Below are 17,596 nucleotides of genomic sequence, written 5' to 3' on the forward strand. Positions count from 1 at the left end.
GAAATTGTAGTTTCCTGCCTTGTTGCTTTTAAGCCCTTTTGCTTTGGTATATAAAGCTGAAAGCCGCCCGATACTAGGTTCAGGCGGCTTTCAGGTAAGAAGTTAGTTGGTAAATGGAACTACCTTATACTACTACATTGATAATTTTGTTGGGCACGATAATTATTTTCTTGGGTGATTTACCATCCAAGAACCTGGTTACCTGCTCATCGGTCAGCACCATTTTTTCCATTTCCTCACGAGGCGCATCTACAGCAAACGTTAATTTAGCCCGCACCTTGCCATTAACCGAAACCGGGTATTCAAACGTATTTTCCGTCAGGTATTCTTCTTTCCAGGCCGGGAATATAGCTTCGCTTATACTTTGAGCATGACCCAATTGCTGCCATACTTCCTCGGTAATATGCGGGGCATACGGCGACAGAATGATCGTTAACGGCTCCAGGATGGCGCGCTTGTTTGTTTTAAGTTGCGTGAGCTCGTTCACGCAGATCATGAACGAAGAAACCGACGTATTAAAAGAGAATCGCTCGATGTCTTCTTCCACCTTTTTGATGGTCTTGTGCAGCGACTTGAGTTCTGCCGCTGTCGGGGCTTCCTCCGAAACCGTAAAGTTTCCGTCGTTATCGTGGAAGAGGCGCCAGTACTTGCGCAGAAACTTGTGCACGCCGTCCATGCCGTTGGTATTCCAGGGCTTAAACTGCTCCAGCGGCCCCAAAAACATTTCATACATGCGTAGCGTGTCGGCGCCCATGCGCTCAACCAGGTCATCCGGGTTCACCACGTTATACTTCGACTTGGACATCTTCTCGATCTCCATGCCTACGTTATACTTGCCATCTTCCAGCACAAACTCCGCATCGGCATTTTCAGGGCGCCAGTTCTTAAAGGCATCAATGTCAAGCACATCATTCTCCACGATGTTCACGTCTACATGCAGGGCGGTGGTATCATACTTGTCTTTCAGCCCAAAAGACACATACGTGTTGCTATCTTTTACGCGGAACACAAAGTTAGATCGCCCCTGGATCATGCCTTGGTTGATGAGCTTTTTGAAAGGCTCCTGCTCCGGCACAAGGCCCAGATCATACATAAACTTGTTCCAGAAACGGGAGTAAAGCAGGTGGCCGGTCGCGTGCTCCGATCCGCCAATGTACAGATCCACGTTACGCCAGTAGTTCACCGCTTCCGGGTCTGCAAACGCCGCATCATTTCTGGGGTCCATATACCGGTACCAATACCAGCTGGAGCCTGCCCAACCCGGCATGGTGCTCAGTTCATACTCATATTGGTTGTCATACTTCCAATCCACGGCACGGCCCAGTGGCGGTTCGCCTGTTTCGGTGGGCAGGTATGCATCGATTTTAGGCAATTCCAGCGGCAACTCGCTCTCTTTGATCAAGTGCGGAATGCCGTCTTTGAAGTATACAGGCACCGGCTCGCCCCAATAGCGCTGGCGGCTGAACACGGCATCGCGCATGCGGTAGTTCACCTTTCCACGCCCGACACCTAGCTCTTCTGCTCTAGCGATGCCCGCCTTAATGGCAGTTTTCACTTCCAGACCATTCAGGAAACCGGAATTAATGATAATTCCTTCTTTGGCAGCATGGGCTTCTTCGGCTAGATTGCCGCCTTCCACTACCTGTGGTATAGGCAGATTAAAATATTTGGCAAAAGCATAATCGCGCGTATCGTGGCCTGGCACCGCCATTACGGCTCCTGTGCCATATCCTGCCAATACGTAATCGGCAATCCAGATCTGTACTTTATCGCCCGAGATCGGGTTAATGGCATACGCGCCGGTAAACACGCCACTCACAGTTTTCACGTCCGTCATGCGCTCGCGCTCCGAACGGTTTTTGGCAACAGTCACATACTCCTCCACCTGCTGGCGCTGTGCATCGGTAGTGATCTGCTTCACCAGCTCATGTTCCGGCGCCAGCACTACAAACGAAACCCCAAAAATGGTATCGATGCGGGTAGTGAATACCTCTATCTTCTGCTGAGAACCTTCCACGGCGAATTCCAGTTCGGCGCCCACCGATTTGCCGATCCAATTGCGTTGCATTTCTTTCACCGGCTCGGGCCAGTCGATGTCTTCTAGCCCCTGCAGCAGGCGCTCGGCATAAGCTGTGATGCGCATCATCCACTGGCGCATGCGCTTGCGTTCCACCGGGTAGCCTCCTCGCTCCGAAAGGCCGTCTTTCACCTCATCATTTGCCAGCACGGTGCCAAGAGCCGGGCACCAGTTCACCACCGCCTCCGCTACATAGGTGAGCCTATACTTGAGCAGCAGCTCCGATTTTTGAAGCTCGCTTTTGGCCTGCCATTCCGCAGCCGAGAACGCAGGCGTATCGTCGTCGCAGGCAGCCTTTACATTGCGGTTGCCGTTTTGTTCAAACTCCTTTATAAGCGCAGCAACAGGTTCAGCCTTATCGGAGGTATAGTTATAGTAGCAGTTGAACAGCTGCATAAAAATCCACTGCGTCCATTTGTAATAGCTTGGGTCGGAGGTGCGCACTTCGCGCTCCCAATCGTAAGAGAAGCCGATGTTTTTCAGCTGCTCCACATAGCGCTGGATGTTCTGTTCGGTGGTGATAGCCGGGTGCTGCCCGGTCTGTATGGCATATTGCTCGGCAGGCAGTCCAAAGGCATCAAAGCCCATTGGGTGGAGCACGTTATATCCTTTGGTGCGCTTGTAGCGGCTCACAATGTCAGAGGCAATATAGCCCAGCGGATGCCCTACGTGCAGGCCGGCGCCGGACGGGTAGGGGAACATATCCAGGGCATAGTATTTGGGCTTGTTGTCGTTGGCGCGGGCTTTAAATGTCTGGTTCTCTTCCCAGTAACGCTGCCACTTTTTCTCTATCTGATTAAAATTATACTCTGACATCGGTTATAGTTCTATTCGCTTGTTCGTAGTCAAGCTGCTAATATAACTAATGTAGGTCAAAATGTGGCGCAGCACCGTGTATAAATTGGTTTTGAGCGATAGCAAGAGGGTACCGGAAAGGTTTCTTGCCTGTGTGCATTGAAGGGTTTGGGGAGATTTACCCTAACCCTAACACGAGGGGAGGGCATAAGGCTGTTGGTTCAATGTGAAGTATAAGCGGTGTAGGACTGGAACCAATCACCCCTGGCCCCTCCTTGACTAAGGAGGGGAGTTTGCTATTACTTTAGCTTAGGTTTAAGTACTATAGTTTGGCTTCATTAGCTTGCCACCAAGATCCTTTCAGGATGACAAAAGGGAAAAGTTAAGGAGAGGAGGTTTATACTTATACTTGATCTAAAGTATAAGCAGCTTCTCAGGTCAAGCAAGTCATCCCCCTTCAAAGGGGGACTTGGTCTAAGTTGCATTGTAAAAGCTTTAATTCTTTCCCTTCCTATACTTAAGCCCAAGTATAAACCTAAGCTATTGAAACTGATCCCAGTCCTTGGGTTGAGCGCCTCGAGAGTTTCCGGTGACGAGCTTCAGCGAGGCAGCCCGAGGTACGAGGGCAGGAAACGAAAGGAGCGCGAAACGCAAGGACGAGCCCCTGCGGGCTTGGAGCGCTCCAAAGTAGGAAATCAAACAGGACAAGTATAAAACTGAGGAATTCAGCTTGCTACCAAGTATAACCTAACTATAAAACTGAGCAATACAGCAAGCTGCCAAGATAGTCTAAGTCTAAAATTGAGCAATACAGCCGCTGCCAAGTATAGCCGCAAGTATAAACCACCGCATCAAACTCACGCAAACAAGTATAACCGCTAGTATAAACTAAAGTGTCAATGATGGTAAATGTATAGCCGAATAGGTACCCTAAAAACTACTCCTTACGGAACAATCCCCAATTCCCGCCATTCTTCCAGCGGCAGCGGCAAATCTTTGATTCGGCCGGTTGTGATCTCCAGCACCCAGCCGTGCACCTGCGGAAAACTACCGCTTTGCATGGCCCGGTTTAAGGCAGAAGTTTTGCAGATATTGGCTACTTGCGCGATCACATTATATTCCGAAAGACGGTTAAGGCGTTCCTGCTCCGTTGGAATAGCGTCCAGTTCCTGCCGGTTTTTCAGGTATAATTCCCGTATGGGGTTTACCCAGTTGCCCACAGCTCCGGTGGCATTGCCTTTGTAGGCAGCCTCTACACCGCCGCAGCGGTGGTGGCCGCAAACCACAATGTGCTTTACCTGCAACACCTCTACGGCATACTCCAGCACGGCCAGCAGGTTCATATCGGTGAGCGAAACCTGGTTGGCAACGTTGCGGTGGATGAAAAGCTCGCCCGGACCTGTTTTGGTAAAGCCATTGAGCGGCATACGGCTATCAGAGCAGCCAATAAAAAGGAAAGGCGGTTTCTGTCCTTGTGATAGTTTATCGAAGTACGATTCGTCTTCCGCCAGCTTTTCCTTTACCCAAAGCAGGTTGTTAGAGATAAGATCCTGGTAGTCGTGGTAGTGCATGTTTCTGATGTATGTGGCGCCTGAACGGCTCAGGAACCGGCTACAAATATAGCAAATATCAGCCGGAATGGTAATAAGCACCTTCCATGGATGTCCATTCAGGTAACGACTTCCTTGCTTATATAGCGGGAATTCAGAATACTAAGCGCGCCCATATAGCGCAGATTAAAGTGCAGTACATCGCCCACCTTGTAGTTGTTAGCGTTAGCGCCGAGCTCCACCACCAGCATATCCGAGCTGGCCCCGATCACGCTCAGGTTTTCATCGCAGGGCAACAGGAATTTCGGATTGATATCGAGTAGGCCCACATCCAGTATCGCCCGATGAGAGGATTTGCCATAGAGACTGGCATCGATCTGAAAGCTTTCTCCGCTGGGGTTCTCGGCCAGCACACCGCTTGGCATCATCGGCTTTTCGGTGAGTTCGATGATCTCAGTTTCCAGTTCAAATACGTCATCATACATGCCTTCAAAGGTTTGTCCGGTAAACAGGTTCAGGCCGAAAAACAACGCTTCGCCAATCCGGAAATGGTTGATCCCTTTTGGTAACTGATGCGTGAACAGCAGGGGAAGCGTAACGGATGTGCCGCCGGATACCCATGGAATTTTTTTATCAAATTTGGCCTCGATGATCTGCGCATAAAGGCTTAGCTGGATGAGCTTGTCCTGGGTTGGCATCACGCCATGCAGGCAGTTAAAATTAGCGCCAAGGCCAATGACGGCGATATTGGGCAATTGAAATACCTGCTCATAAAAGCCAACCAGTTCATCGCCCATCACCCCTTCGCGCAGATCGCCCATTTCGATCATGATAATGATCTTGTGAAGCTTCTGCTGTCGCACGGCCTCTTCTGACATCAGGCGGATGCTGTCCAGTTCGGTTTGAAAACTTACATCGGCATACCGTACAATATCGGGTATACTTTGCTTTGGCGCCGGCTTGATATAAACAGTTTGCACGTCAGGGGCCATGCGTTTGATGGCTTTCAGGTTGGTTACCCGCGAGTCATGGATCTCTTTTACACCAAGGGCCAGCAGCTCTTTTAAGAACAGTTCGTTGCCGCACAGGAGTTTGGAAACCACGCCCCAACTGATATCATGCTTTTGAAAGGCATTGTCGATGAAGTGGTAATTGTGTTGTAGCTTTTGGTGGTACAGTTTCAAAACTGCCATACGTTATCGGGTAAGTCTGTATTCTAAATATTTGTTTGTAAAGCCAAGCTTTTCATACAGCTTGCGAGCCGGGTTTTGAGGTTCTACATGCAGGGCTATACTTCCGGAAGCTGTATCCATGGCCAGCTGCACCAGTCCTTTTCCTACACCCCTGCCGCGCTGGCTGTTATGCACAGCAACATAAACAAGTATATTTTCAGGAATGTAGCCGCTCATGCCGGTATTGTTGAGTATTAATGCGCCAACTACCTTCTCCTTCTCACGGGCTACCAGCACCGCACCGCCTTTCCCTTCGGCGTCAGACAAGGCATACTCCAGGCACTTGGCAATATCAGCACGCTGGTCTCCATACTCATCCAGGTGGTGAAACAGGAAATCAATTACTTCATCACGGTTAAGGTGCTGCTGATCGGTTGGCGTGTAGCTTTCGTAGCGTAGGGTGTTTGTGTCTGACATTTTATTAAAGTTTTCAGGTGGTCTTTTAATAAACGAGGCAAGAAAAGAAAGAGGGCAGTATACTTAGAATTTGCAGAGGAACATGCCCGAATAGTAGGGATTAGCTTATTATTGGAAGTATAAAGAACAAACTTTAGCAACCTTTAAAATATACTAATTATACATTTACACCCGTATTGATTCATCCTTAAAGATAGCTAAAAACATCTTATTTTAGCGCTTTTGATAAGTATTAAGGACATATAGTGTAATAACACGCAAAAAGCTCACTTGTTTAAGTTCTATATTCACGGAAAAGATGCATGATAAAGTACGTTCACCATCAGTTTCTTTTTAGTCCGGATTAGCGGTAAAATCATATCAATAGAAAAATGGAGTGACGGACCTGTTGCGGATGAAAAGGGTGCGGTAAATTGCTGAAAACTTTAACTGTCTTGTATGATAAACCCGTGGAAAAACTAACTTCGCTCCCCAAGTGCCGTGTTGCTACCTTCTTGTTGAATCACTTAAACTGCTACTAACCCGATGTCGCTGAAAAAAAGCCCCTATGAGCATTTCGCCATTCTCCGGCACCTTGTCCGTTGGACATTGCTCATACTGCCCGTAGCGGTGGCCATCGGAAGTATGGTCGCGCTTTTTCTGTGGCTGCTGCACAGCGCCATCCGTTTCCGCTTTACTCACCCCTGGTTGCTTTACTTGCTGCCACTGGCAGGTTTGCTGATCCATTTTATTTATCAGTGGGTGGGCAAGTCTTCTGAAAGAGGCAACAACCTGGTCATGGATGAGATCCATGAGCCAGGTGGCGGGGTACCAAAGCGGATGGCTCCCATCATCCTCATCACCACCGTTATTACCCATCTGTTAGGTGGCTCGGCGGGCCGAGAGGGAACGGCGGTGCAGATCGGGGGCAGCATGGCGGGCATGTTCGGGAAATGGTTTAAGCTTAATACCGTAGACATGCGTCTGGTGCTCACCGCCGGCATTGCCGCTGGTTTCGGAGCCGTATTCGGCACCCCTCTTACCGGAGCAATTTTTGCTATGGAAGTGCTCACCATTGGCCGCATCCAGTATGATGCGCTGTTGCCGGCGCTTATTGCCAGCATTGTTGGCGATGTGACGGTAGCGGCCTGGGGTGTGCATCATACCGGTTACCATATCGATGTGCTGCCGCAGTCTACCTATTTTCTTTCTGCTTACCTGCCCCTGGATGTACTGTTGCTTGTGAAAGTCATCGTAGCTTCCATAGCCTTTGGCTTGGCCAGCTACTTGTTTGCCACCCTGGTGCACGGGCTTAAAGCATTGCTGCTCAAAAATATAAAGTATAACTGGCTGATCCCGGTGCTGGGCGGCCTGACTCTTATAGTACTAACTTTTATACTTGGTAAACCCGATTACCTGAGCCTGGGCGTGGATCCGGAATATGCAGGAGCCATTACCATACCCTCTGCTTTTCGGGAAGGGGGAGCAGATGCCTGGAGCTGGCTCTGGAAAACGATCTATACAACGATAACGCTGGCCAGCGGCTTTAAAGGGGGCGAAGTTACGCCGCTGTTTTACATTGGCGCCACTCTGGGCAATACCCTTTCCGGGCTGCTGCATGCGCCCGTTAGTTTGTTTGCTGCCCTGGGGTTTATTGCCGTTTTTGCCGGGGCGACCAATACGCCGCTGGCCTGCACCGTAATGGGAGTGGAGCTGTTTGGCGGCGAGCATGCGCTGTTATTTGCGGTAGCTTGTTTCACCGCGTATTTTTTCAGTGGCCATACGGGCATTTACAGCGCCCAGCGTATTGCAGTGCCCAAGATCTTTGATGCCACTTTTGCCGATGAAACCTCCTTAACCTGCGCACCTAAAACGCGCAGTTACCTGCACCGAAAGCTTGTTAAGTATAAACTTCCCTTCAAAAGCCGAAGGCCGGAGCAGGACCAGGAGTAAAAGCGAGCAATCCGCCAGCTTTGTTCCGGCGCCGGAAACGCAGCTGGCGGCTGATGTATGGTGTATGATTTTCCTGCCTAATAACCCAGGTTTCTTCTATAGATAGCCAGTAGCATTCCCTTACGTTATGGCTATACTTATCCTACTGCACTGCTCACCGGCCAGCTGCTTCTAAAAGATTGAATTATAAACAGTTTAATCTTGTTTTTATCGTGCGTTATGCGTATAATTAGTTTAGGCTACTATCCCTTTCACTACATGCCATAAAACTATGTTGCGAGCCTGGTTTTTATCCTTGTGTTGCCTCTGGCTCTTTCTGGGGCCACAGGTTAAAGCGCAGGATGCTCCTGTGCTTCCGCACGATACAGTCTATTTCGCCTCCGGCAAAAAGAGCATCAATATCCCTTTTAAATTGGTGCACAACCTGATCATCATTCCCGTTAAGATCAACAATTCAAACGAGCTCAACTTTATACTTGACACCGGGGTACGCAGCATCCTCATCACCCGCCTTTTTTACACCGATTCACTGGATCTGAACCAGACCAACCGCACTAAAATACAGGGGCTGGGCACAGGGTATACGATTGATGCGCTCACCTCTTCGGGTAACAGCCTCAGCCTGCCGGGTATAAAAGGGGAGAACCAGGAGGTGTTTGTGCTCATGGAAGATATTTTTAACCTTTCTACCCGGATGGGGATGCCGGTGCACGGCATAATCGGATACGATATCTTCAAGAATTTTATTGTTAAAATAAACTACAGTTCCAAAGTGCTCACGCTCTACAGGCCCGATGTGGTGCTCAAGAAAAAGCGCAAAGCAGAGGAATATCCGTTATACATCGAAAACGATAAAGCATACATCTATGCCAATGTCCGGCAACACGAAGGCGATACGCTGAAAGTAAAACTGGTGGTCGATACCGGGGCTAGCCATACTCTGTCACTCTACCTGCCATCGGACGACAGGCTGGCCTTGCCGCCCGTAACAATGGAAGCCTACCTGGGCCGGGGCCTGAGCGGCGACATTAACGGGCGGATCGGGCGGCTGGATGCTTTCCGGATGGGCCGCTATGAGCTGCAGAACCTGCCGGCTTCATACCCCGATGCCGAATCGATCAAGCTGGCCCTGAATGTAGCCAACCGCAACGGCAACCTGGGCTCCGACATTCTAAAACGGTTTACTGTTATTTTTGATTACCCGCACAAACGCCTGCTGCTCATCCCCAACAGCACCTATAAAGAACCTTTCCATTTCAATATGTCGGGCTTTGAGGTGAGCACCCCTATGCCGGGTGTCAACTTTTACCTGGTCACCAATGTGGTGGCAAATTCTCCGGCCATGTCGGTGGGAGTGAAAGATGGGGATGAACTCGTATCCATTAACGGAAGAGCCTGCTCGGAGCTAAGCTTAAACGACGTGCTTGAGATATTGGAAAGTAAACCGGGGCGCAAACTCCGCCTGAAACTGCGCCGCGAGAGCACCATCATCTCCAAAGACCTGGTGCTGCAAAGCCGTATCTGATCTATTTACCTGCCGCGTCGCCGCTAAAATCCATGTATACCTGAAAGAAAAGCAGTACCACGGCAAGCACGATCAGAAACAGCGCGGCATACAGGCGGGCTTTCGGTACCGGCTTTACGTACACGTTCCCCTGCGCATCTTTTTCGGTAAAGCGTATATCCGATAGTATAAGCCCGTTACCAAAGCTCAGCCAGGTGGCGGCGATCAGCGCTTCCTGCGAAACAAATAGGGAAACAGTACCGATAGCAGAGAACAAGATGCCGATGAGGACCCGGATAGAGATGTTTTTCATGAAATGGAAGCTGTTGGTGCGGCAGCACCTTTAAAGCATGCAAGTTATAACATTCCGCCTAAACCCGGAAAGCATTTAACAAGAAGCAAGTCTTCAGGCGCTTTAAAGTGTAAATTCCCGTGCTGGCATTACATTTGTTAAAGAACTTTAGGCGCTTAGTTGTTATTGTGAAAATAAATCTGAAACATTTGCGCTGTTAAAGGGTAAACCTATTTTCCCAACCACGAATACAGAAATGCAAAAAAAACCATTTTTATCATCTGACATGATAAAACACTCTTCCTCTAAGGGTGCGAGTTTTTCTATCCTTTTAGGAAGGATAGTTTATAGGCAGGCCTTATCCTCGCTGCGCCTCAGGCCCTAGGCCAACGCGCTTTACGGCAACTTACGCAGTAGCCATCATTCCTCCTTTATTATTTCCTAGCACCTGGATGTAGCCCTGGCTGGCAACATCTGTTCCTGCTGTTTTGTATTTGTTGATAAAGTTGTGCCTGGCACAGCGCTGGATTTCTATTTCTATTATGAGCCATCAACCTGTATTTAACGTCATGGTTGCCAATGGGCAACATGTAATGTATGCGTTGCAGATTTGCAACGAGATGGAAGCTTCGGCTAAAGCCCGAGGCACCGGCATTGCCAAACGATCTCCGGATTATGTCGCCCAGAAAATGCTGGAAGGCAAAGCCGTGATCGCGCTGCATGCCAATGGTTCGTGGGCCGGCTTCTGCTACATCGAAACCTGGGGCCACGGCAAGTATGTGGCCAATTCCGGGTTGATCGTATCGCCGGAGCTGCGCAAAAGCGGTCTGGCCAAGCTTATCAAGCAGAAAGTGTTTGAACTATCGCGCAACAAGTACCCGGACGCAAAGATCTTTGGTTTAACCACTGCACTGGCCGTGATGAAGATCAATTCGGACCTGGGTTACCGGCCGGTCACTTATTCCGAGCTCACGGACGATGAGGCTTTCTGGGCTGGCTGCAAAAGCTGCGTAAATTATGACATCCTGATGGCAAAAGGCCGTAGCAACTGCCTTTGCACAGCCATGCTCTTTGATCCCGAGCGGGAAAAAAAGCAACTCATCACCACCATCGGGTATATGCCCTCGCAGGAGCAGCACGACCAGAACCCATCAACTAAGCAAGTATAATTTCTGAACCTATTACAGCATTGACGAATGAATAACAATAAAGTAGTTTTAGCCTTCAGTGGCGGTCTGGACACCTCTTATTGCGTGAAGTACCTGAAAGAAGAAAAAGGCCTGGAAGTATACTCCGTGCTGGTAAACACAGGCGGATTCTCAGAAGAAGAACTGCAGGAAATTGAGCAGCGTGCCTATAGCCTGGGCGTGAAGGAGCACCAGACCCTGGATGAGACAGAAGCCTATTACCAGAGCAGCCTCAAATACCTCATCTTCGGTAATGTGCTGAAGAATAACACCTACCCGCTGTCAGTTAGCGCCGAGCGCGTAACGCAGGCTATGGCCATAGCGCGGCATGCTAAAGCCGTAGGGGCTGCTTACGTGGCCCATGGCAGCACCGGTGCCGGCAACGACCAGGTACGCTTCGACATGATTTTCCATATCATGATTCCGGAAGTGCAAATTCTCACGCCCATTCGCGATAACAAGCTGTCGCGCGAGCAGGAGATCGCGTACCTGAAGCAACATGGCGTGGAGGTTGACTTTAAAAAGGCGCAATACTCCATCAACAAGGGTATCTGGGGCACATCGGTGGGCGGAAAAGAAACCCTCACCTCGCACCTGCCTTTGCCGGAAGAAGCTTACCCGACGGAGGTTACCAAGCAAACGCCGGAGCGCATCACGCTGGTGTTTGAGCAAGGCGAACTGGTAGGCCTCAACGATACGCCTTATGCAACACCGGTCGCGGCTATTCAGGCCTTGCAGGAAATCGTGGCACCATTCGGCATTGGCCGCGACATCCATGTGGGCGATACCATTATTGGCATCAAAGGCCGCGTGGGGTTTGAGGCAGCCGCTCCGATGGTCATTATCAAAGCACACCATACGTTAGAGAAGCATGTGCTTACCAAATGGCAGCTGTACTGGAAAGAGCAGCTGGCTACTTTTTATGGCAACTGGCTGCACGAAGGCCAGTTCATCGACCCCGTGATGCGCAACCTGGAAACATTCCTGGCCGACACGCAGCAGAATGTTACGGGCAAAGTGCACTTGTTGCTGGCGCCCTATCGCTTCCAGGTAGAGGGGATTGAATCGGAGCATGACCTGATGTCGTCTAAATTTGGCAGCTACGGCGAAATGAACAATGCCTGGAGCGGCGACGATGTAAAAGGCTTTGCCAAAATATTTGGAAACCAGGCCATGATGTACCACAAGATCAACGGCACAGAGTTTTAAGAATGAAAGCAACTATAAAAGCAGGCGTAATTGGAGCCGCGGGCTATGCCGGGGGAGAACTGCTGCGCCTGCTGCTGCAGCACCCGCAGGTGGCTGTGGCTTTTGCGCAGAGTGCCAGCCAGGCCGGTAAAGCAGTGGCCGCCACCCACACCGATCTGGTGGGCGAAACGGAACTGATCTTTTCAGCAAAGGCGGATGCAGCGGTAGATGTGCTGTTCTTGTGTGCCGGCCACGGCGAAGCAGCCAAGTATGTTGCATCGCATCAGATTGCGGATTCGGTTAAGATCATTGATCTGAGCCAGGACTTCCGCTGGAACGAAGCAACGACTGGAGCCACGGTGCCTTTTGAAGGACGAGAATTTGTTTACGGCTTACCGGAGCTGCAGCGGGAAGAGATCCGGCAGGCGCAGTATGTGGCCAACCCGGGTTGCTTTGCCACGGCCATGCAACTGGCGCTGCTACCGCTTACCCAACAGCAGTTGTTGCCGCAACAGGTACACATCAGCGGAATAACAGGCAGCACCGGCGCGGGCCAGAGCCTGAGCGCAACCTCACACTTTAGCTGGCGCACCGAAAACGTGTCGACCTACAAAGTGATGGAACACCAGCACCTGCGTGAAGTCGGCAGAACGCTGCAGCACTTGCAGCCCGGCACATCCCCTGAAATATACTTTATACCGTACCGTGGGCCTTTTGCCCGGGGCATCTTCATGATCACATACCTGGAAACAGACCTGAAGCTGGAGCAGGCCCAAACACTTTACCAGGATTATTATAGTAGCCATCCGTTTGTGGTGCTAAGCAAGTATAACCCGGATCTGAAGCAGGTGGTGAACACAAACAAATGCGTGCTGTACCTGGAAAAACACGGCCGGCAGCTAGTGATTACCAGCCTGATCGACAACCTGCTGAAGGGCGCTGCCGGGCAGGCGGTACAAAATATGAACCTGCTGTTTGGCCTCGACGAAGCGGACGGACTAAGGCTGAAAGCTACCGCATTTTGAGCCTGACCTCGCAGCATGCGCAGTTCCTGCGGGCCTCTGAGCAGTAGCAGGCTGCGCAGCTGATCAAAGTATAAGTAACTATTTAACCACTAACGATTAAGCATATGTACGTCAAGTACTTTATTTACTGTCTTACTTCTTACATCTATTATCCAAACTATGAACCTGTTTGATGTATACCCCCTCTTCGACATTACGCCTGTGCGCGCACAGGGCATGTATGTATGGGATGACAAAGGCGACCGCTACCTCGACCTTTACGGCGGCCACGCCGTTATATCCATCGGCCACAGCCACCCGCATTATGTAAAACGCCTGGCACGCCAGCTTTACGATATCGGCTTTTATTCTAACTCCGTGCAGGTTCCTTTGCAGCAGGAGCTGGCCCAAAAACTGGGCGAAGTCAGCGGTTATCCCGACTACAATCTCTTCCTGTGCAATACGGGGGCTGAAGCCAATGAGAATGCCCTTAAACTCGCCTCCTTCCATACGGGCCGCAAAAAAGTGATCGCTTTTAAAGGTGCATTTCACGGCCGCACTTCGGCTGCCGTGGCTGTTACAGACGATCCGAAGATATCGGCCCCTATCAACGAAAGCCAGGAGGTAATTTTTCTGCCCCTTAACGACCTGCAGGCATTTGCCGCTGCATTGCAGGAGCATGGCCCCGAGCTTGCCGCTGTGATTGTGGAAGGGATACAGGGCGTAGGCGGTGTACAGCTCCCAGAGCCTTTCTTTCTGAAAACGGTAGCAGCCGGCTGCGAGCGCGCAGGTGCTTTGCTCATCCTGGATGAGGTGCAGTCAGGGTATGGCCGCACAGGCAGGTTCTTTGCCCACCAGTATGCCGATGTAAAGCCGCATCTGATCACGGTAGCCAAAGGCATGGGTAATGGTTTCCCGGTAGCCGGCGTGCTGATCAACCCGGAAATAGAGGCGCGGCATGGCATGCTGGGTACTACGTTTGGCGGCAACTACCTGGCCTGCGTAGCAGCGCTGGCGGTGCTGGAAGTGATTGAACAGGAAGAGTTACTGCAAAATGCCCAGGCCATGGGCCGCTTGCTACAGGAGGAACTCGTTAAAATGCCGGGCGTGCGCGAAGTACGTGGCAAAGGACTGATGATAGGTGTGGAGCTCGACAAGCCCTGCGCGCCTATCCGGCAGCAACTACTTCATGAGTTCCGGATCTTTACCGGCTCCTCTTCCGACAAAAACACGCTGCGCCTGTTGCCGCCGCTGTGCATCGGAGAGCGCGAAATAGAAAAATTTATCACGGCTTTTAGCAGCCTCCTCTATAAAACACAACCACAGGAAGTATGATGCATTTCACCTCTGTGCACGACGTAACAAACCTGGACACTTTGGTGCAGGATGCGCTGCACCTGAAGCAACACCCTTATCAGTATAAACACCTGGGTGAGAACCGTACGCTGGGACTAATTTTCCTTAACCCCAGCCTGCGCACCCGCCTAAGCACGCAGAAAGCGGCCACCAACCTGGGCATGAACGTGATGGTCATGAACCTGGACAAAGAAGGCTGGGCGCTCGAAACGCAGGATGGCGCCATCATGAATGGCACCACGGTAGAACACATCAAAGAAGCCGCCGCCGTAATGGGCCAGTACTGCGATATACTGGGCATCCGCTCATTCCCGAAGCTGCAAAACCGGCAGGAAGATTACAGCGAAGACCTGCTGCAGAAGTTTATCAGCTACTGCAAAGTGCCGGTTATCAGCCTGGAATCTGCCACGCGCCACCCTTTGCAAAGCCTGGCCGACCTGCTCACCATTACCGAGAATACGCCGGCATGGAAACGCCCCAAGGTGGTACTAACCTGGGCACCGCACGTGAAAGCCATACCGCAATGTGTGGCCAACTCTTTTGCCGAGTGGATGAGCCAGGCAGCGGTGGACCTGGTGATCACGCACCCGGCTGGTTTTGAATTGGCAGAGGAATTTACGAAAGGCGCAACGATCACGCACAATCAGCAGGAAGCATTGAAAAATGCCGATTATGTCTACGTCAAGAACTGGTCGGCTTACCAGGACTATGGCAAGATGCTGCCGGATGCAGGGGAGTGGATGCTCACCAATGAGAAGCTGCAGGCAAGCAACAAGGCAAAAGTGATGCACTGCCTGCCTGTGCGCCGCAATGTGGAGTTAAGCGATGAGATCCTGGATGGTCCCGATTCACTGGTGCTCGAACAAGCCAACAATCGTACGTACGCCGCACAGGCCGTGCTGAAAAACATACTGGAGCAACTATAAAGCATAACTTGCTACTGAATTAGATTTTTCATTAAGGTTCAGGAATATATATAAATTAATGCAGGAGCTTATAATCGTAAAAGTAGGTGGAAACATTCTCGATGATGCAGCACGGCTGGAACGCTTCCTACATGATTTTGCCGGTTTGCCGGGAGCAAAGCTGCTGGTGCATGGCGGCGGTAAAATAGCTTCTTCGCTGGGGCAGCGCCTGGGCATCGTGCCGCAGCTAGTTGAGGGGCGCCGCATCACCGATGCCGCCACCCTCGAGCTGGTCACAATGGTGTACGGCGGGCTGATCAACAAGCAGGTAGTGGCGCAGCTGCAGGCGGCCGGTTGCAATGCGCTGGGTTTAACAGGAGCCGATGCGAACGTGATCCTAGCGCAGAAACGCCCCGTAGGACAGATCGACTATGGCTTTGCCGGCGATATTGCTGGCAGGGAAAGTATAAATACGTCAGTTTTGGAGGGCTTGCTGCAGCTGGGCCTGACGCCGGTATTTGCCCCACTCACGCACAATGGCCAGGGCAGCCTGCTCAATACAAATGCCGATACCATAGCTTCGGTGCTGGCAACCGCCCTGGCTACCTGCTATAATGTGCGCCTGGTGTATTGCTTTGAAAAACCCGGCGTGCTACAGGATGCGGCAGATGACACCTCAGTGCTGGCGCAGATCAGTAGCCGGGAATATGCGCAGCTAAAAGCCGATGGTATCGTGTCGGCGGGGATGATCCCCAAACTCGACAACGCCTTTGCAGCCCTGGCGCAGGGCGTAAGTGAAGTGCTGATCGGCCAGGCCGAAGCGCTCACAAGTATACATACAGGAAATTACACCGGCACCAGGCTACATTATGCAGCAGAATAAGGATACAACCACCCGTTACCAGGAGGCGCTGGCGCTGCTGCAACAGCTCATTGCCATTCCTTCCTTCAGCCGCGAAGAGCAGGGCACAGGAGATGCTTTAGTGGCCTTCTTGCAGCAGCAGGGCGTGCAAACGCACCGGAAAGAGAACAATGTCTGGGCATTTAACCAGTACTATGACCCGAAGCTGCCGACACTATTACTTAACTCGCACCACGATACAGTAAAGCCCAATACCGGCTATACCCGCAATCCATTTGAAGCAAGTATAGAAGACGGTAAAATTAACGGATTGGGTAGCAACGATGCCGGCGGCTGCCTGGTAGCGTTGGTGGCTGCTTTCTTATACTTCTATCCGAAACAGCACCTGACTTATAACCTGGTGCTGGCCGCCACAGCCGAGGAAGAGATTTCGGGGCGTAATGGCGTGGAGCTTATTTTACCGGAGCTTGGCCCTTTGGAAGCAGCTATTGTAGGCGAACCAACTGAAATGCACTTGGCGGTAGCAGAAAAAGGGCTGCTCGTGCTCGACTGTGAAGCCCACGGCAAAGCCGGCCATGCAGCCCGCGAGGAAGGTATAAACGCCCTCTATGAAGCGTTGGAAGATATTACCTGGTTTAAGAACTACCGTTTTCCTAAAGTATCAAACCATCTGGGGCCAATTAAAATGAGCGTGACGATGGTGCAGGCCGGCACGCAGCACAACGTCGTGCCCGATACCTGCCGCTTTACAGTGGACGTGCGGCTGACGGATGCTTATACAATGGAAGAAGTGCTGGACGTGATCGGGCAGCATGTGAAAGCGACCGTCACGCCGCGCTCGATGCGCCTGAAACCTTCAAGCATCCCTCGAGAGCACCCGCTGGTGCAGGCCGGGTTGAAGCTGGGCCGAAATACCTATGGCTCGCCCACTACTTCCGATAAGGCACTGCTGCCGGTTCCATCCATAAAGATGGGCCCGGGTTTTTCCGGCCGCTCACACATGGCCGATGAATTCCTGTACCTCCACGAGCTGCGGGAAGGCATCGAACTTTACATCAAACTACTGGAACAAGTGGTTGTTTGATGAATGCCAATAGCTTGTTTCGTGTATTTTTCTCGTTCAGAGATATAGAAGTATAGCGATACGAAGAACCCGAAGGATACTGTGTGGCACACGGAATTCAGGAGCCTTCCTTCATACTTCGTTACAAGTCATGCTGCGCTTAAGACTAGCGTAAGAAAACTAAAACTCATCAGCAGATTTATACATCAGCACATTTAACCCAATAGCACAT

14 protein-coding genes are annotated in these 17,596 nt (G+C 51.1%); 9 read left to right on the top strand and 5 right to left on the bottom strand.

From position 1 onward, the window contains the following. Positions 1-124: 124 nt before the first annotated feature. The 4 genes from leuS to LWL52_RS08450 form a co-directional block, all read right to left on the bottom strand. A complete protein-coding gene (leuS, locus tag LWL52_RS08435; protein ID WP_242918819.1) occupies positions 125-2,893 on the bottom strand; it encodes a leucine--tRNA ligase in 2,769 nt (922 codons plus the stop codon). A gap of 923 nt (positions 2,894-3,816) precedes the next feature. Continuing rightward, on the bottom strand, positions 3,817-4,443 hold the full coding sequence (locus tag LWL52_RS08440; RefSeq protein WP_242918820.1) for a carbonic anhydrase: 627 nt from the start codon (positions 4,441-4,443) through the stop codon (positions 3,817-3,819). 98 nt (positions 4,444-4,541) lie between these two features. Further along, positions 4,542-5,615, bottom strand: coding sequence for an alanine racemase (locus tag LWL52_RS08445; RefSeq protein ID WP_242918821.1), 1,074 nt, complete (start codon positions 5,613-5,615; stop codon positions 4,542-4,544). A 3-nt stretch (positions 5,616-5,618) separates the two neighbouring features. Beyond that, complete coding sequence (locus tag LWL52_RS08450; RefSeq protein ID WP_242918823.1) at positions 5,619-6,071, bottom strand: GNAT family N-acetyltransferase; 453 nt, start codon at positions 6,069-6,071, stop codon at positions 5,619-5,621. 525 nt (positions 6,072-6,596) lie between these two features. Between LWL52_RS08450 and LWL52_RS08455 the strand changes: the two genes are divergently transcribed. Together LWL52_RS08455 and LWL52_RS08460 are read left to right on the top strand one after the other, a co-directional pair. Then, positions 6,597-8,003, top strand: a complete 1,407-nt coding sequence (locus tag LWL52_RS08455) for a voltage-gated chloride channel family protein (protein ID WP_242918824.1) — start codon at positions 6,597-6,599, stop codon at positions 8,001-8,003. 271 nt (positions 8,004-8,274) lie between these two features. Beyond that, positions 8,275-9,528: an aspartyl protease family protein gene (locus tag LWL52_RS08460; protein WP_242918825.1), complete on the top strand. Its 1,254-nt coding sequence runs from the start codon at positions 8,275-8,277 to the stop codon at positions 9,526-9,528. 1 nt (position 9,529) lies between these two features. Here LWL52_RS08460 and LWL52_RS08465 read toward each other — a convergent pair whose 3' ends face one another. Further along, on the bottom strand, positions 9,530-9,820 hold the full coding sequence (locus LWL52_RS08465; RefSeq protein ID WP_242918826.1) for a hypothetical protein: 291 nt from the start codon (positions 9,818-9,820) through the stop codon (positions 9,530-9,532). Between the two features lie 521 nt (positions 9,821-10,341). Between LWL52_RS08465 and LWL52_RS08470 the strand changes: the two genes are divergently transcribed. The 7 genes from LWL52_RS08470 (at position 10,342) to LWL52_RS08500 (ending at position 17,385) form a co-directional block, all read left to right on the top strand. Beyond that, positions 10,342-10,968, top strand: coding sequence for a GNAT family N-acetyltransferase (locus LWL52_RS08470; RefSeq protein ID WP_242918827.1), 627 nt, complete (start codon positions 10,342-10,344; stop codon positions 10,966-10,968). A 27-nt stretch (positions 10,969-10,995) separates the two neighbouring features. Continuing rightward, on the top strand, positions 10,996-12,195 hold the full coding sequence (gene argG, locus LWL52_RS08475) for an argininosuccinate synthase (protein ID WP_242918828.1): 1,200 nt from the start codon (positions 10,996-10,998) through the stop codon (positions 12,193-12,195). A 2-nt stretch (positions 12,196-12,197) separates the two neighbouring features. Beyond that, the gene (argC, locus tag LWL52_RS08480) at positions 12,198-13,199 is read left to right on the top strand and encodes an N-acetyl-gamma-glutamyl-phosphate reductase (RefSeq protein WP_242918829.1); all 1,002 of its coding nucleotides are present in this window, start codon (positions 12,198-12,200) and stop codon (positions 13,197-13,199) included. Positions 13,200-13,358: 159 nt separating this feature from the next. Continuing rightward, the gene (locus LWL52_RS08485) at positions 13,359-14,513 is read left to right on the top strand and encodes an aspartate aminotransferase family protein (RefSeq protein WP_242918831.1); all 1,155 of its coding nucleotides are present in this window, start codon (positions 13,359-13,361) and stop codon (positions 14,511-14,513) included. Next, positions 14,510-15,460, top strand: a complete 951-nt coding sequence (locus tag LWL52_RS08490; protein WP_242918833.1) for a Rossmann-fold NAD(P)-binding domain-containing protein — start codon at positions 14,510-14,512, stop codon at positions 15,458-15,460. Before LWL52_RS08485 ends, LWL52_RS08490 begins: the two co-directional genes overlap by 4 nt. 58 nt (positions 15,461-15,518) lie before the next feature. Continuing rightward, positions 15,519-16,322: an acetylglutamate kinase gene (argB, locus tag LWL52_RS08495; RefSeq protein ID WP_242918834.1), complete on the top strand. Its 804-nt coding sequence runs from the start codon at positions 15,519-15,521 to the stop codon at positions 16,320-16,322. Continuing rightward, the gene (locus tag LWL52_RS08500) at positions 16,309-17,385 is read left to right on the top strand and encodes a M20 family metallo-hydrolase (protein ID WP_242918835.1); all 1,077 of its coding nucleotides are present in this window, start codon (positions 16,309-16,311) and stop codon (positions 17,383-17,385) included. Before argB ends, LWL52_RS08500 begins: the two co-directional genes overlap by 14 nt. Positions 17,386-17,596: the final 211 nt, after the last annotated feature.

The organism is Pontibacter liquoris, assembly GCF_022758235.1.
In the GTDB taxonomy this organism is placed as follows: Bacteria; Bacteroidota; Bacteroidia; order Cytophagales; family Hymenobacteraceae; genus Pontibacter; species Pontibacter liquoris.

Excerpts from the sequence above, each read along its gene's own strand:
- argB (WP_242918834.1), top strand. The coding sequence starts at position 15,519 with ATGCAGGAGCTTATAATCGTAAAAGTAGGTGGAAACATTCTCGATGAT.
- LWL52_RS08465 (WP_242918826.1), bottom strand. The coding sequence starts at position 9,820 with ATGAAAAACATCTCTATCCGGGTCCTCATCGGCATCTTGTTCTCTGCT.
- argC (WP_242918829.1), top strand. The coding sequence starts at position 12,198 with ATGAAAGCAACTATAAAAGCAGGCGTAATTGGAGCCGCGGGCTATGCC.
- LWL52_RS08460 (WP_242918825.1), top strand. The coding sequence starts at position 8,275 with ATGTTGCGAGCCTGGTTTTTATCCTTGTGTTGCCTCTGGCTCTTTCTG.
- LWL52_RS08485 (WP_242918831.1), top strand. The coding sequence starts at position 13,359 with ATGAACCTGTTTGATGTATACCCCCTCTTCGACATTACGCCTGTGCGC.
- LWL52_RS08470 (WP_242918827.1), top strand. The coding sequence starts at position 10,342 with ATGAGCCATCAACCTGTATTTAACGTCATGGTTGCCAATGGGCAACAT.
- LWL52_RS08455 (WP_242918824.1), top strand. The coding sequence starts at position 6,597 with ATGTCGCTGAAAAAAAGCCCCTATGAGCATTTCGCCATTCTCCGGCAC.
- LWL52_RS08440 (WP_242918820.1), bottom strand. The coding sequence starts at position 4,443 with ATGCACTACCACGACTACCAGGATCTTATCTCTAACAACCTGCTTTGG.
- argG (WP_242918828.1), top strand. The coding sequence starts at position 10,996 with ATGAATAACAATAAAGTAGTTTTAGCCTTCAGTGGCGGTCTGGACACC.
- LWL52_RS08500 (WP_242918835.1), top strand. The coding sequence starts at position 16,309 with ATGCAGCAGAATAAGGATACAACCACCCGTTACCAGGAGGCGCTGGCG.
- leuS (WP_242918819.1), bottom strand. The coding sequence starts at position 2,893 with ATGTCAGAGTATAATTTTAATCAGATAGAGAAAAAGTGGCAGCGTTAC.
- LWL52_RS08490 (WP_242918833.1), top strand. The coding sequence starts at position 14,510 with ATGATGCATTTCACCTCTGTGCACGACGTAACAAACCTGGACACTTTG.
- LWL52_RS08445 (WP_242918821.1), bottom strand. The coding sequence starts at position 5,615 with ATGGCAGTTTTGAAACTGTACCACCAAAAGCTACAACACAATTACCAC.
- LWL52_RS08450 (WP_242918823.1), bottom strand. The coding sequence starts at position 6,071 with ATGTCAGACACAAACACCCTACGCTACGAAAGCTACACGCCAACCGAT.